Below are 14,727 nucleotides of genomic sequence, written 5' to 3'. Positions count from 1 at the left end.
GATCGCCATTCCAAGCCGGGTTAGTATTCTCGAATGCTTTCATCCAATCCGCGCAGCAGCGGATAAAGGAAGTACGAAATCACGGTGCGCCTGCCGACTTTCAGTTCGGCCGTCACCGCCATACCCGGAATCAGTTGGATGCGCTCAGCCGGCAGCCGAAGGTGCGTGTCCGACAAATCGACCAGTACGCGGTAATAGGGAGCTGGCGCGCGGCGCGCACCTTCGGCCTTCGTATCCGGCGAGAACGTATCCTGACTGATGACGCGGACTTCTCCCGTTGCAGTTCCATACTTCTGGAAGGGAAACGCTTCGAACTTGATCCGAACCGACTGTCCGAGCGTCACCTGACCGATATCCCGCCCCTCGACGTTGACCTCCGCCTGAAGCGGAACGTCGCGCGGAACCAGGACGAACAGCGTTTCGGCTTCGCGAACCACCGAGCCGACGGTCCGGTTCGCGATATCCAGCACCACGGCATCTGCCGGCGCCTGCAGGACGATCAACTGTCGACGAAGCTCGGCCTTCTTCAATTCCTCTGCTGCGCTATTGCGCTTCGGCAGCGTCTCCACCAGTTCCTGATAGGTGGTGCGACGAAACTCCTCGGCGAATACTTTCCGATCAGCGCGTGCCTTCTCCAGCCGATGGGTACTATCGGCGATACTGCCGCGAACACGCGCCAGATTGCTTTCGACCTCGAGCCGTGCATCGCGAGACAGTAGGAAGTTCAGCCTCGAACCGACCTCTTTGTCCATCAGCGTGGTTCGCATCGCTTCAATCGAACGCATCGTGTCGAGCCGCTGAAGGAGAACCGCCTCTTCATTCTGTGCTGTCTTGAGATTGGCTTGCGCGGAAGCGATCTGTGCGTCGTAGTTCTGGATCTGCGCCTCGTAGGCGGCTCTCCTCTGCAAGAACAACTTGCCTTGCAGGATCTGATCCGAATTCGTCAGCTCCTTGACGGCGTACTCGATTCCATTCAATTCAGCGCTCAGACGATCGATCGACGCATCGAATCCAGCCACTCTGCCGCGCAGTTGGTCGAAATCCGCCTGCGAAAACGTCGGATCGAGGGTCGCCAGAACGTCGCCGCGGTTGACGCGATCACCGGCCTTGACGTGGATCTCGCGTATGACCGACGTTTCCAACGGCTGCACAACCAGGTTGGGACGCGTCGTGGTGAGTTTTCCCTGCGCCGTGACGATCATCTCCACCTGCGAAACGGAAGCCCAGATGACCGCGAAAGCAATCAGTGCAAGTACGCCGTAAAGGGTGAAACGCGCGAGCCGCGGTGGCGCTTGCTGCTCGAGTTCGGTGGCATCGGACTGGAATTCGGCGATGACTGGCGCTCGCCTCGGCCCTGGCCTGAATAGCTTGCGGCGGCGCTCGACCGGCCTGGCCGGAACAAGAGCGGTCGGCTTCACATCCGCGCGTGATGGCCCTGTCTCCCTCATGCAATCTGCTTCATCTGTTGATTCCACAAGTGCCTGTAAATTGTGCATTTCGACAGGAGGTGGTCGTGGCGATCCACATCGACGATTCGGCCGCGGTCCATCACCAGTATCTGGCTTGCTTCAGTGAGCATCGACAACCGATGCGAGACGATGATGACAGTACGCCCTGCCGCCAAGCGGCGGAGATTGCGCCTGATGATCATTTCGCTTTCGGAATCGAGAGCACTCGTCGCTTCATCCAAAATCAAGATCCTTGGATTGACGATCAGAGCTCTTGCAATCGCGAGCCGCTGCTTCTGCCCGCCGGACAGGTTCGAGGCATCTTCCTCAAGCATGGTGTCGAAGCCACGCGGCAACCGTTCGATGAACTCGTCGGCGCCTGCGAGCTGCGCTGCAGCGACGACCTCGGCAAAAGTGGCATCACGTTTCACGCAGGCGATATTGTCGCGAACCGTCCCGCGAAACAGGAAATTATCTTGCAGGACGATTCCAAGGTTTCGGCGCAGATGCGCGAGGTCGAGCTCCCTCGAGTCATATCCGTCGATGCGCAGGAGCCCCTGCTGCACCGGATACATGCCCGAAATCAGCCTGGTGAGAGTCGTCTTGCCTGAGCCGCTCCGTCCCACGATCCCGAAGATCGATCCTGGCTCGACGGTGAAGGAGACATCATCAAGCGCCGGCGATCCGTCGGATCCGTAGCGAAAAGAGACACTTTCGAACTCGATTTTGCCGGCAAGGTCGGGCCGCAGCCCATCTTTCCGACCGTCGCGCTCAGGCTTCTGATTCATCACCTCGCCGAGCATTTTCACGGCAAGAGCCACTTCCTGGTACTCGTGCACCATGGTCACGAGCTGGACCAGCGGTCCGGAGACCCTGCCGGCCAACATGTTGAAAGCAACCAGGGCGCCGATGGTCATTTCTCCAGCGAAGACATCGAGTGCTCCGACAGAAATGATTCCAAGCGTCATGATCTTCTCGAGAAATCCGGTGAGCGCCTGGGCGCCTGCGGAAATCTTCTCGACACCAAATCGCATGGTCACGGACTGCGCGCAGCGGCTATCCCAAACCCTGCTCTGCACTGGCTCCATCCCCAGCGATTTCACGGTGCGCATGCCGTGAACTGTTTCGACGAGGAGGGCCTGCCGCGCACCTTCCGCTTGGTATAGATCGTACAGTCGTCGCCGAAATGGACCCATGAGCAGGCCGACAACAGCGCCGCTCGCGGCGGTGAAGGCCAGGACCATCAAAGTCAATTTGACGCTGTACAGCGCAAGGACCGGCAGGAAGACGAACAACGAGAGCGCATCGAGGGTCGTCAAAAACAGGCGGCCAGTCAGAAACTCACGGATCCGCGCCGCTTGTTGCATGTGCTTGACCAGAACCCCCGCGGCCATATGTTCGAAAAACGTGACCGGCAGCCCGAGGAGATGACCGAACGTCTTCGTCGCAACGCGAATGTCGACTCTGTTGGTCGCATATAGCAGCAAGTAGCGCCGCAGAAAGCCGAATATCGCGTCAAAGACGAGCGCCACGGCCGCGCCTGCCGCGAGTACGTACAGAGTGGTGAAGCTCTCGTGAACCAAAACCTTGTCGATGACGAGCTGGAAAAAGATCGGGACGACGAGGCCCAACGCATAGAGCAGGATGGCGGCAATGGCGACGTCCCTGAACAGCCGCCATTGAAGAAGCAGTTCCGGCACGAACCACCGGAGGCCGAAACTCCTTCGACTATCCTGTGTCAACTGCTCGCGCTTGATCAGGATCGTGTCACCGGCCCACTGCGCACAGAAGCGATCGCGGTCGACAACCAAGACCTCGTGCTTGCGGTCGGCGAGCGGGTCGAAGATGCTGACGACCTCGGTGCCATCAGTTCGCCGCCCCGCACCAAGGACGGCGATCCAGTTGCCATTGGCGAGCCTCGCCAGCGCAGGATAGGCCTCTCCGAGACGAATCAGTGCGCTCCAATCGAGCTTCGTGCTTCTCGCGCGCAGGCCTGCATCCTTCGCCATGCGCAACAGGAGATTCAACGAGAGCGGGCCGGCTACCGCATAGGCGTGCTTCAAGCGCTCGACCGGCAGATCTATGCCATGGTGACTGGATACCTTGGACAGGCATTCCAATGCCGTCTGGGTTGACAATCCGGGTGCGGGCGCGTCCGCAACCCGGTCCTTCGCGCCGCCAGCGGCATCGATTTCAGCGGAAATTCGAAGAGACATTCAGAGACCGTGTGTTGGGCGCCAGCGCATCACGTACTCCCGACGCACCGTTTTGCGATCCAGCTGGCTGGTTCCGCCGGACCACGCCCGCATCAACCAGGCCCTGAAGCGCCTTCTGCATCACGTCGACCGAATTGGCGAAAGCTTCGACCGAAAAGATCAGCCGCTGAGAAAATACGCGCTTCGGGGCGTTGTTGGCGTCACGCTCTGTCGGTGAAAGACTGACCAGATCGATGCGGACGATGGTTCCGCTGACGGTAATTTCTTCGATTCCATCGGTATAAAGTTCGGCGTGCATCTTTACGTCTCCTATGCTGCTAGCTGAGGCCTGAAAACAACATCAACGCCATAGCTCGTTGAGTTGTAGGTGTTGGTCGGGAATAGGCTATCTGTCCCGTACGCAAACACACCGTTGCCGCCGATCGAGCCCGAGGATGGGGCCGTCAGAGGTCCGTTGGTAATTGCGTTGGCGAGCAGGCCTGGATCGGCCGCGTAGTTCCCGGCGGTGTGATAGGAGGCGACATAGGTGGTTCCCGGCATGATCGTCACGGGCGTGGCGAAATTGACCTGCTGCCAGCCGTCGGCCGTCTCGTTGGTAAAGACCGCAGTTGCCAGCAAAGTCCCGGTGCTGCTCCAGAGATCTGCAACGTGAGTGCCCGTGTTGGTTGGCCCCTTGTAGAAGCGAACGCCGATGATATCGCCCGGGGTCGACGTCTGGAATTTGACGCCCAGCTCCACAGACTTAGGATCATTGGCCGCCACAATGCTAGGCTCCTGACTTGCGCTAAACAGGCGCACAGCCGTTGAAGACGCAGCATTCACATCGAGGGCGACGGATGCGCTGGCGGAGCCACCTTGGCCGTCGGAGATGCTGTAGTTGAACGACGCCGGCCCCGTGTAGCCGGTCGTCGGTGTGAAGACCACACTGTTACTTTGGGCGTTGTAGCTGGCGACGCCGTTCACACCGCCGCTCGCGCCCGTGATCGTAAGCGTATTGCCGTCCGGATCGGTATCGTTGGCGAGCAGTGCCGAGGCCGGGATCCCGAAGGGCACGTTCTGCGTGGCGTCGAAGCCGCTGTCGTTCGCGGCGACGGGTGACCGGTTGGGGCCGCCGCTGGAGCTGTTGAACACGACGTCAACCCAGTAATTGGTCGCGTTATAGGTACTGGTTGGGAACAGATTGCTCGTTCCATAGGTATAAAGGCCGTTGACGTTCGCGGGAGCCGTGAGCGGCCCATTGGTGCGAGCGGCAGTGAAGTAGCTGGTGGTGGAGGCGTAGTGGCCGTTGCTGTGATAGCTTGCGACGTAGGTGGTGCCGGCTGTGATGGACACCGGATTGCTGAACGTGACTGTCTGCCAACCACTGCTGCTCTCGTTGGTGAAAGTCGCGGTCGCCAGTAGCGCGCCGGTGCTGCTCCACAACGAACCCGTATGGGTTCCGGGGTCATTCGCGCTCTTGTAGTATTTGATGCCGGTAATCGTGCCTGCGACGGACGACGTGAATTGCATCCCGAGGTTGACTTGGGAAGTGTCCGACCCCGATCGGATCGCCGGAGTATCGGTGCTCGAGAATAGACTCACGGTCGAAGGAACCGCCGAAACTGCGATATTGAATGTCTCGCTGCTCGTGAGGTTGCCGAGATCGGCAGCGGACACCGTGACGCTGAACGTGCCAACGTCCGCGGACGTCGGCGTGCCGGTAAAGGTTCGGGTCGATGGAGTGAACGTGAGCCAGCCCGGAAGCCCTGAACTGCCAGCGGTTGCGCTGTAGGTGAGCGAGTCCCCGGCATCGACATCGGTAAAGGTGCCGGCGGGCAACGTTAGCGAAAACGCCGAGCCAACGGTCACGGCCTGGTTGCTAGTCTGGATCGCCAGTACCGGCGCGTCGTTGGCACCATGAATGGTGACAGTAAGCGTGGTCGACGAGGCGGCGCCCACGGCGTCCCGCATCGTATAGCTGAAGACATCGGTCAGCGTATTGGTCGACTGCCGCAAGGCCTGCACGGCCTGATCGTTCTCGTTCACCGTGTAGGTGAAGGCACCCGAGGCAGTGAGCAAGAGCGTGCCGTGCGCGCCCGCGAGAGGCGTCTGGAACGTCCCACTGGTCGTGCCAAAGCTGAATGCAGTGACGGTCTTGGTGTCCCCAGAATCGGGATCGGTGTCGTTGGCCAGCACGTTGCCGGTCGCGGGCGAACCGCCAGTGCTGTTGTTCATGCCACCCTTTTCGATGGCGTCCGCGCTGTCAGCAACCGCGGTTGGCGGGGTATTGTTGCTGGCGGCGGAGCCGTTGAAGACGACATCGACCCAGTAGTTGGAGGATTTGAATGTATTCGTCGGGAACGTGCTTCCGGATCCGTAAGCATAGACTCCGTTGCTGCCAGCCGGAGCCGTCAACTGACCATTGGTAAGCGACGTCGCAAAATAGTTCTGGGTACCGGAATAATTGCCATTGGTGTGGTAGGACGCGACATAGGTGGCGCCTGCCGTGGTGGCGACGGGATTGGAGAAGTTGACCTGCTGCCAGCCGCTGGCTGTCTCGTTCGTGAAAGTGGCAGTTGCAAGCAGGGTTCCGGTCGAGCTCCAGAGATCGGCAATATGGGGACCCGTATTCAACGATCCCTTGTAGAACCGCAGGCCGGTTATTGTCCCATTCACCGATGCGGTGAACTTGACCCCGACTTCGACCGGGCTGGTATCGCCGGAGTTGGGGACGCTTGGCGCATCAGTGGTACCGAACAGGCTCTGTGCGGAGACCGGATAGTTGACCTTGAGCGAGACCTGGCCGGACCCGCTCTGGCCGCTCGTGTCCGTGATCGTGTAGGTGAAGCTCGCCGCCCCGGCATAGCCAGCGGTGGGGGTAAAGGTCACAGTCTGGTTCTGCGAATTGTAGCTTACGCTTCCATTGGCTGGATTGCCGACACTGGTAAGCGAGAAAGCCAGCCCGGACGGGTTGGTATCGTTCGCCAGCAGCGCAGATGCCTGGATGTTCAGCACACCATTTTGGCTAACCGTGAAGCCGCCGTCGGCGTTGGCTTGCGGCACGCTGGTCGAGGAGGAGCCGTTGAAGACGACATCGACCCAGTAATTGGAGGATTTGTACGTGTTGGTCGGGAACGCGCTTCCGGATCCGTAGCTGTAGACTCCGTTGGCGCCAGCCGGAGCCGTCAACTGGCCATTGGCAAGCGATGTCACGAAATAGTTCTGAGTGCCGGAATAGTTGCCGTTGGTGTGATAGGAGGCGACGTAGGTTGCCCCTGCCGTGATGGCGACGGGATTGGAAAAACTGACCTGTTGCCAGCCGCTGGCTGTCTCGTTGGTGAACGTGGCAGTCGCAAGCAGGGCTCCGGTCGAGCTCCATAGATTCGCAATATGGGGACCGGTATTCAACGATCCCTTGTAAAATCGCAGGCCGGTTATCGTTCCGCTCACGGATGCGGTGAACTTGACGCCAACCTCGATAGGACTGGTGTCGCCGGAATTAGGCGCGCTCGGTGCATCATTGGTGCCGAACAGGCTCTGTGCAGAGGCCGGATAGTTGACCTTGAGCGAGACCTGGCCGGACCCGCTTTGGCCACTCGTGTCCGTGATCGTGTAGGTAAAGCTGGCCGCCCCGGCATAACCGGCGCTGGGAGTAAAGGTCACCGTCTGGTTCTGTGAATTGTAGCTTACGCTTCCGTTGGCCGGGTTACCGACACTGGTAATGGAGAAAGCGAGCCCGGACGGGTTGGTGTCGTTCGCAAGCAGCGTCGATGCCGGAATGTTCAGCACGCCATTTTGGCTGACTGTAAAGCCGCTGTCTTCGTGAGCTTGCGGCGACGTCAGGCCTGAATCGCTGAAAACGACGTCGACCCAGTAATTCGCGGCCTTGACATAGGAAACGTTGCTGGGGAAGACGGGGCTACTCCCATAGGCGTAGACGCCGTTGAGGCTGCTACCAGGTACGGTGAGCGCACCTTTCGTCAGGCCGTCGTAGTCGATGAAGTAGTAGTCGGTCGACGAATAGTGGCCAGTGTTCGTGTGATAGGAAGCGACATACGTGACGCCCGCCTGCACATTGACAGGAGTCGCGAAATCAACCTGCTGCCAGCCGCTCGCTGTTTCGTTGCTAAACGTGGCGCTCCCAAGCAGCGTCCCGTTGGTGGTCCAGAGGTCACCGATGTGAGTTCCGGTATTATCAGACGCCTTGTAGAAACGTATGCCGGTGATCTTGCCCGACACAGCGGGGATGAATTTGACGCCGACCTCGACTGCTCCGGAATCGCTGTTTGAGATCACCGCAGGCGTATCAGTCGGACTGAAGAGTGTCAGGTTGGAAGATGGCGTGACCGTGTAGGTCGTGCCCGCACCAGGTGTTTCCAGGTTCAAGCTGTCGTCGACCGCCCTGGTCTTGAGACCATATGTCCCCTGCGCGCCTGTGACGAACGTATATGACCACGTCACGTTCGTCGCGCCAACATTGCTGTTGGTTGGGTGCCAGGTTGTTCCACCATCCGTGGAAATTTCGACGCCGGCAATCTTTCCACCCGCGTCGCTGGCCGTCCCCGTCACCGTGATCGACTGCCCCTCGACAACAGTGGCGGCAGAAAGATTGGTGATGCTGGAGTTCGGCGCCGCAGCGTCTGTCGACCGGATTGCGGCAGTCAAGCTCGCCTGCAGCGTCGCCGGCTGAACCCCCATGTCGGCGAAAAGATTAACCATCGCCTGCTGAACGTTCGGATCAACAGGCGTCGCCGGTCCGTCGTGGTCGCTAGCAAGCGCCCATGGCCAGTTGATAGAACCGGCCGAGAAGATCAGTGCACCACTGACAGGATCACGATGCAGCACGAGATTGTGGGTCGCCGTGCCCGCTCCGAAAGTGTTGCCGTAGTCAAGCAGATACTTCCCGTCCACATTGATTGTGGAAGACGAGACACTGACCAACCCGGCTGGACGGAATCCATTGTCCGGCGCGATGTCCCACTCAACGCCCAATAAGCCAGGTACGAGCGAGGCAGTCTGCCCGGCTGGGGTTTGCGCGACGGCCGTATTGCGCCAGAAGCGCAATTGGGTCATCGGGTACGGTATCGTGATCGTATCGTACCGAAACGCGTTGACCGCGAACAATGTGCCGGTCAGCTGATTCGAGGGAAGAGGAGCCCCGAACCGCGGGTCGGAAAAGTTTCCGGTCGCCTGTCCTGACGGATCAATCAGCGCATTTGCGTGCGTATCCTTGTAGCTAATGAGCGTGCGATTGGGTGTCGCGCTGCCATCGATGCTGGGCGCTAACCTCGTTTTCCAAAAGATCTCGTTGGCTGTGAGAAACGCAAGGTTCACGCCGGCGTGCGCTGCGGCCTCTACGTTGGCGCGCTGAGCTTCGGTCCAATACTCGTCATGCCCCGCGTCCATGAAGACTTTGTGATTGAGCAATAACGAGCCGTTTGTCGCAGCATCTATCCCAGAAATGTAAGAGACATCGTACCCGTTCTGCTCGAGCCAATAGATGGCCGCGATCTCAGCCGTGAAGGGGGAATCTCCCCCCTCGGAGAAGGTTCCGGTGCCGTCGCGCGTCACGAGGGGGCGATTGTAACTGACCGCGTAGGCCGATCCATTGATGCCGGGGCCGTTCCCGAAATACAGGTTGGCCCCTCCCCAACCGTTGTAGGCTTGCCAATCCTGATCACTTGTCTGCAGGACGATGTCGCTGTGCGAAGCATCGTTCCTTATGATGAATGGAATCTGGAAAATCTCGGTACCGTTGATGACGTTGGCGATGTAGACGCCCGAGGCGGCATCGGTTGGCACGCTCCAGGAATCGGTTACACTCCAGTTGCCTGCATCTACGAGACCGGTCGACGCGTCCCTTAAGGGAGCGGGTTGGACGACCGCGGCTGCAGCCTGATGCTGCAGGCTCGTAACCAGTCTGGCACCATTGCCACCGTAATAGCCCAGCCGGTAAACATCGACGCGATAATTCGGATTTCCGGTCAGGTTGTTGATCTTGAATTGGACCGTCCCCCCGACATTGGTGCTGATTGCTGTCGCAAACCCCTGGGTCAGAGTCGAATTGTCGCCCGGCTGGATCTCCCAAACACTTCTCGGCGTGCCTGGCTTCTGGTTTTCCAATACGGTGGGATTCGTCGGAGGATCGGAGACGATGGTGCCGCCCAGCCCATCGCTCTTGAAATTCCAGTTCAAGTCCATCCCTGAGAACAGCAAGGTGACATTGGCCGCACCGTTGCTGAAATCCACCGTGCTGATATTCGAGCTACTATCGTAGGAGACGGTCGCCGACATCGACGATGTGAAGGGCAGATCCCTCAGGTCGACTAGATTCCCCGGCGAAAGCGATGCTCCCGGCGATGAAGCTGTGATCAACCCGGCGAAGTTGGCCGACTGATCGAGGACAAGCGTACCAGTTCCCGTTTCGAACGACACGGTTATGCCGGAGAACGATCCATTCAGGAACTGGCCGGAAACCGACCCTCCGATCTCCAGGATCGCCTTGTCTGCAATCTCGAAAGATCCAGTACCGCTGACGTCACCCCTAAACTCCCCGGTCGTAATGCGATTGCCAAGGAACGCTCCAACCTCGACTGTCCCATTGTTCAGCACATCGCCTTCGACGACAAACGGCGAGCCGGCCCCCAACGAAAGCGTCGCACCTGCATCGAGGACCAGGCTCCCAATGTCGACACCGGCCGAGCTCGTGACGACATACGTTCCTGCTGCATCGAGGAACGCGGCATCGATGATCCCCGGAAGCCCGGCGCTCCAATTCGTTGCGACATTCCAGGCTCCGTCAGTCGGATGGACCCAGTGAGTGGCGCCAGGAGTGGAAACCGATTGAGATTTCTGCGCCGCTTCGTTCGCCACAGATGAGAACGTTGGCGTCAGGCCATTATGACCGCTCGTCAAAGACGTCGAAGACAGAAGCGCAGACAACCGCGACCGGGAAGGTGCGGCGAAGAGAGCGGGCATAGCGCCGCGCAAGCCCGACGGATCACCCGAGTCGGTCCGAAACGTCTGTTCGAAGAACGAGGCGCCCCCCCCGGGAGTGAATGATCCGCTTACTGGCCGATCAACGAGCCGCGGAGCCCAGAGGCCAAGTGCGTCGAAACCCGCGAAAGCGCTCACGAACGGCGATTCCGGCCAAAGGGCTGGAATATCCTCCCCCCAAACGTACCGAGTTCCCCGGCCGAAGGCGTTCGCCTTTTGAACCAGCATGACCATACCGATTAAATAAATAATCGCCTCTCTATATTTTAATTGCCTTTTAAACTGCGGTCAATTCAATACACATAATTTAACTCGGTTTCGAATATCGACTGAGTGGCGCTAGCGCGGGACGAATTGCGGCAGTCGCATGATTTCGCTGAGATATTTGCCGTAGCCGCTCTTCTCCAGCGGTTGCGCCAGCGCAAGAAGTTGATCGCGATTGATGAAGCCGAGCCTGAACGCGACCTCCTCGAGGCAGGCAATCTTCATTCCCTGTCGCTTTTCCAAGGTCTGCACGAACGTCCCTGCATCGATGAGAGATTCGACCGTGCCGGTATCCAGCCACGCAAATCCCCGCCCCATGCGTTCAACGTGGAGCGCATTGGCCGAAAGGTAACGCATCTGAAGATCGGTAATCTCGAGCTCGCCGCGCGCCGATGGCTCGACGCGGCGAGCGTAGCGAACGACGCGGTTGTCGAAAAAATACAGCCCCGTGATCGCCCAGTTCGAAGCCGGCCGTTTGGGCTTCTCCTCGATCGACACCGGGCGGTCCGCTTCATCAAACGCGACCACGCCATATCGTTCTGGGTCTCGCACGTGATAGGCAAAAACCGTTGCGCCTTCTTCGCGACCTGCTGCCCTGGCAAGCAATTCGCTCAGGCCGTCGCCGAAGAAAATATTGTCTCCAAGCACCATCGCTACGCGATCGTTTCCGATGAAGTCGGCACCGACAATGAACGCGTCCGCGAGACCGGCGGGTCGGGTTTGTTCCGCGTAGCTGAGCCGGATACCCCATTGGCTGCCGTCGCCCAGCAATCGCTCGAACTGACACCGGTCTGAAGGCGTGGTGATGATCAGAATTTCGCGGATCCCTGCCAACATCAACGTCGACAGCGGATAGTAGATCATCGGCTTGTCATAGATCGGGAGCAACTGCTTGCTGACCACGCGCGTGATCGGATAGAGGCGCGTTCCGCTGCCGCCAGCCAGCACGATTCCCTTCAGCATCGGTTTCTCCTTCTCCGACCAGCTGGTCCAGACAAGCTTGAAGTGAATGGCGCCAAGGCGCCAAGCGAATCCCGAACACGCGTTCGGCCTTGGATGAGTCAAGGCGCGAGTTCCGAGGTCGACGCGCAGCGGTCGGAAATTGCTCGGTCGTGATCGCCTCGAGCGCCCGAATCCGGGCACCGCGACGGGAACACTCGTGGAAGATTGCCTGCGCAAAATCGTGCCAGCTTGCCTCGCCTTGGCCACCGAGATGAAAGATGCCGGCCGTGGCCCTGCGATCGTCCGTTACTGACCGTTGTGCGATCCGGAGGACGGCGTCTGCAAGGTCGAACGCGTAAGTCGGGTTACCATGCTGGTCACTGACAACCCTTACGACCTGCTGCGTCTCGCATAGCCGCAGCATCGTTCGGACGAAGTTGCTGCCATAGGGACTGTAAAGCCAGGAGCATCTGATCACGGTCGCGAGCGGGTGCGCTGCCAATACAGCAGCCTCCCCGGCAAGCTTGGAAGCGCCGTAGACGTTCAACGGCGCTGGAATGTCGCTTTCGTCGTACGCATCCGGTTTCGCACCGTCGAAGACATAGTCGGTCGACAGATGGATGAGCGGAATGTTCAGTTGCCACGCGACATCCGCCAGCGCGGCCGCGCCATCACGATTGATGCTGAAGGCCCTCGCTGCTTCAGATTCGGCCTGATCTACCGCCGTATAGGCGGCCGTGTTGATGATTGCAGACGGCCCGATCGACGCAATGAGCTTGTCGATCCCTTCCCGGTTCTCTAGATCGAGTTCTGGGCGCCCGAGAGCCACCGCAGGCAAGCCGCGCACTGTGGCAAGATCACGAAGGCACATTGCCAGCTGACCATTCCGTCCAGCAAAGAGGATTGGTCGATCTGTCATCTTCACCTCAGCCTTGGGCCGCCAGGAGACCCAGACGCGAGCCGTCATAGACACCGCTGCGAGCACGCTCCCACCACGCTCGGTTCTTGAGATACCATCCGACGGTTTCGAACAGGCCCTGTTCGAAGGTTCTGGTCGGTTTCCAGCCGAGCTCGCGATGTGCTTTCGATGCGTCGATTGCATAGCGCGCATCATGGCCCGGACGATCCGGCACGAACGTAATCAGAGAACGTCTGCACCCCGCGCCCGGAGACAATCGATCCACAACGTCACAGATCCGGGTGACGACCTCCAGGTTGGATCGCTGGGCATCTCCGCCGAAATTGTACTTCTCGCCGGGCCTTCCTTGGTGCAAAAGTCGTATCAAGCCCGCGGCATGATCATCGACGTGAAGCCAGTCGCGGATATTCCTTCCGTCGCCATAGACCGGCAGAGGCTTCCGATCGATCGCATTGAGAATCGTCAGCGGGATGAGCTTTTCCGGAAACTGATACGGCCCATAGTTGTTCGAGCAATTCGACACGATCACGGGCAGGCCGTAGGTTCGAAACCACGCGAGCGCGAGGTGGTCCGAGGCGGCCTTGCTCGCCGAGTAGGGCGAGCTCGGCCTGTAGGGCGTATCCTCTCGAAACAAGTCGTCCGGTCCCAATGAGCCGTAGACTTCGTCCGTCGACACGTGGATGAAGCGGAAATGCTTCCGCCTCGAAGCTGGTTGACGTTCGTAGTAGGCTCTGGCCGCCTCCAATAGCGTGTAGGTGCCAACCACATTGGTATTGACGAAGGCTTGAGGTCCGTTAATCGAGCGGTCGACGTGGCTTTCGGCGGCCAAATGTATGATCGCATCCGGCTCGTAGTCGGCGAACGCACAATCCATAGTCTCGCGATCGCAAATGTCGGATTGCAGGAACACATAGGTCTCCAGCCTCTCGATGCTCGCGAGCGACGTCAGGTTGGCTGCGTATGTCAACTTGTCGATGTTGATCACTGCGGCACCCACCTGGAGCGCCAAACGGCGACAGACCGCAGAACCAATAAATCCCGCTCCGCCGGTCACCAAGATACGCATACTACCGCCTCCACTAGTCGAAAACGCAACCGAGCTGGCTGAGCGTAGGAAGGGCCTGGTCCTTTGGCGACACCTGGGCTTCTGAGGGCCTCACGGGCCACTCGATCGCTAACGTTGAATCGGCCCAATAGACTCCACCGTCGTGACTTGGGGCATAGACCTGGTCGACTTTGTATAAGACGAGGGTCTTGGGCTGCAGCGTACAGAAGCCGTGCGCGAATCCCTTCGGAATGAACACCTGCTCGCCGCTTTCGCTATCCAACTGGATCGCGATGTGCTTGCCGAAGCTGGGCGATGAACGCCGAAGGTCAACTGCAATATCCAGAATCGCCCCGCTCAACACCCGTATCAACTTCGCCTGGGCGAAGGGCGGCCGCTGGAAGTGCAAGCCGCGCACCGTGCCGATCCGATCCGAGCTGGACTGATTGTCTTGAACAAAGTCATGGAGAATTCCCTTCTCTGCAAACGCTGATCGCTGGAAGGTCTCCGAGAAGTAGCCGCGGGCGTCGGAAAACCGATCTGTGCGAATGACTTTGACATCAGGGATCGCCAAGGATCGCAGTTCCAACATTGGGTACCCTTCTGCCCTCTCAATTCAGATCGGGCTTCGATAAGGTGGACCATAATCCCCGTCGAGATTAATTTTCCACCCTCACAATCCACCACGAAAACGGTCGCACGATTTCGGCGGAAGCCATTAGACCAGACGTAAGTCACGTAATAATTTGGGAATTCGCGAACGCACGCCTAAGCAAAACCGCCAGGACCTGCATTTTCCATCTTCGCCTCGATTAATATATTGTTTATTTAATTTGGCAAGTGAGTTTTTATAAGGTATATAATTCGTACTATCTCGCAGATCGCTTTAAATGCCGCCTGCGGGCGGGCGGCCGCAAC

Annotated in this window: 8 protein-coding genes; all 8 read right to left on the bottom strand. The window is 59.0% G+C overall.

Annotated features, from left to right (window positions below):
- Positions 1-20 precede the first annotated feature (20 nt).
- Positions 21-1,448 (bottom strand): HlyD family type I secretion periplasmic adaptor subunit, encoded by a 1,428-nt coding sequence (locus tag N2602_RS15555; RefSeq protein ID WP_246571029.1) that lies wholly within the window; start codon positions 1,446-1,448, stop codon positions 21-23.
- Positions 1,445-3,664, bottom strand: a complete 2,220-nt coding sequence (locus N2602_RS15550) for a peptidase domain-containing ABC transporter (protein WP_260383178.1) — start codon at positions 3,662-3,664, stop codon at positions 1,445-1,447. Before N2602_RS15550 ends, N2602_RS15555 begins: the two co-directional genes overlap by 4 nt.
- A complete protein-coding gene (locus N2602_RS15545; protein ID WP_172784590.1) occupies positions 3,642-3,962 on the bottom strand; it encodes a hypothetical protein in 321 nt (106 codons plus the stop codon). The genes N2602_RS15550 and N2602_RS15545 overlap by 23 nt, the downstream gene beginning before the upstream one ends.
- A gap of 11 nt (positions 3,963-3,973) precedes the next feature.
- Positions 3,974-10,516 carry a DUF4082 domain-containing protein gene (locus tag N2602_RS15540; protein ID WP_260383177.1) on the bottom strand — a complete coding sequence of 2,181 codons (6,543 nt, stop codon included), beginning with the start codon at positions 10,514-10,516 and terminating at the stop codon, positions 3,974-3,976.
- Positions 10,517-10,978: 462 nt separating this feature from the next.
- Positions 10,979-11,866, bottom strand: coding sequence for a glucose-1-phosphate thymidylyltransferase RfbA (gene rfbA / locus N2602_RS15535; RefSeq protein WP_172784589.1), 888 nt, complete (start codon positions 11,864-11,866; stop codon positions 10,979-10,981).
- Positions 11,775-12,764: a dTDP-4-dehydrorhamnose reductase gene (gene rfbD / locus N2602_RS15530; RefSeq protein WP_172784588.1), complete on the bottom strand. Its 990-nt coding sequence runs from the start codon at positions 12,762-12,764 to the stop codon at positions 11,775-11,777. The genes rfbA and rfbD overlap by 92 nt, the downstream gene beginning before the upstream one ends.
- Before the next feature lie 7 nt (positions 12,765-12,771).
- Entirely contained in the window at positions 12,772-13,830 is a 1,059-nt protein-coding gene (gene rfbB, locus N2602_RS15525; protein WP_172784587.1) for a dTDP-glucose 4,6-dehydratase, read from the bottom strand.
- A gap of 13 nt (positions 13,831-13,843) precedes the next feature.
- Positions 13,844-14,401 carry a dTDP-4-dehydrorhamnose 3,5-epimerase gene (gene rfbC / locus N2602_RS15520; protein ID WP_172784586.1) on the bottom strand — a complete coding sequence of 186 codons (558 nt, stop codon included), beginning with the start codon at positions 14,399-14,401 and terminating at the stop codon, positions 13,844-13,846.
- Positions 14,402-14,727: the final 326 nt, after the last annotated feature.

It is taken from the genome of Bradyrhizobium sp. NC92 (genome assembly GCF_025200865.1).
Taxonomy (GTDB): domain Bacteria; phylum Pseudomonadota; class Alphaproteobacteria; order Rhizobiales; family Xanthobacteraceae; genus Bradyrhizobium.
This window is presented reverse-complemented; position numbering and strand designations above follow the sequence as displayed.

Bases quoted from the DNA above. Each gene is read 5' to 3' on its own strand.
- rfbC (WP_172784586.1), bottom strand. From the start codon at position 14,401: ATGTTGGAACTGCGATCCTTGGCGATCCCTGATGTCAAAGTCATTCGC.
- N2602_RS15550 (WP_260383178.1), bottom strand. From the start codon at position 3,664: ATGTCTCTTCGAATTTCCGCTGAAATCGATGCCGCTGGCGGCGCGAAG.
- rfbA (WP_172784589.1), bottom strand. From the start codon at position 11,866: ATGCTGAAGGGAATCGTGCTGGCTGGCGGCAGCGGAACGCGCCTCTAT.
- rfbD (WP_172784588.1), bottom strand. From the start codon at position 12,764: ATGACAGATCGACCAATCCTCTTTGCTGGACGGAATGGTCAGCTGGCA.
- rfbB (WP_172784587.1), bottom strand. From the start codon at position 13,830: ATGCGTATCTTGGTGACCGGCGGAGCGGGATTTATTGGTTCTGCGGTC.
- N2602_RS15545 (WP_172784590.1), bottom strand. From the start codon at position 3,962: ATGCACGCCGAACTTTATACCGATGGAATCGAAGAAATTACCGTCAGC.
- N2602_RS15555 (WP_246571029.1), bottom strand. From the start codon at position 1,448: ATGAGGGAGACAGGGCCATCACGCGCGGATGTGAAGCCGACCGCTCTT.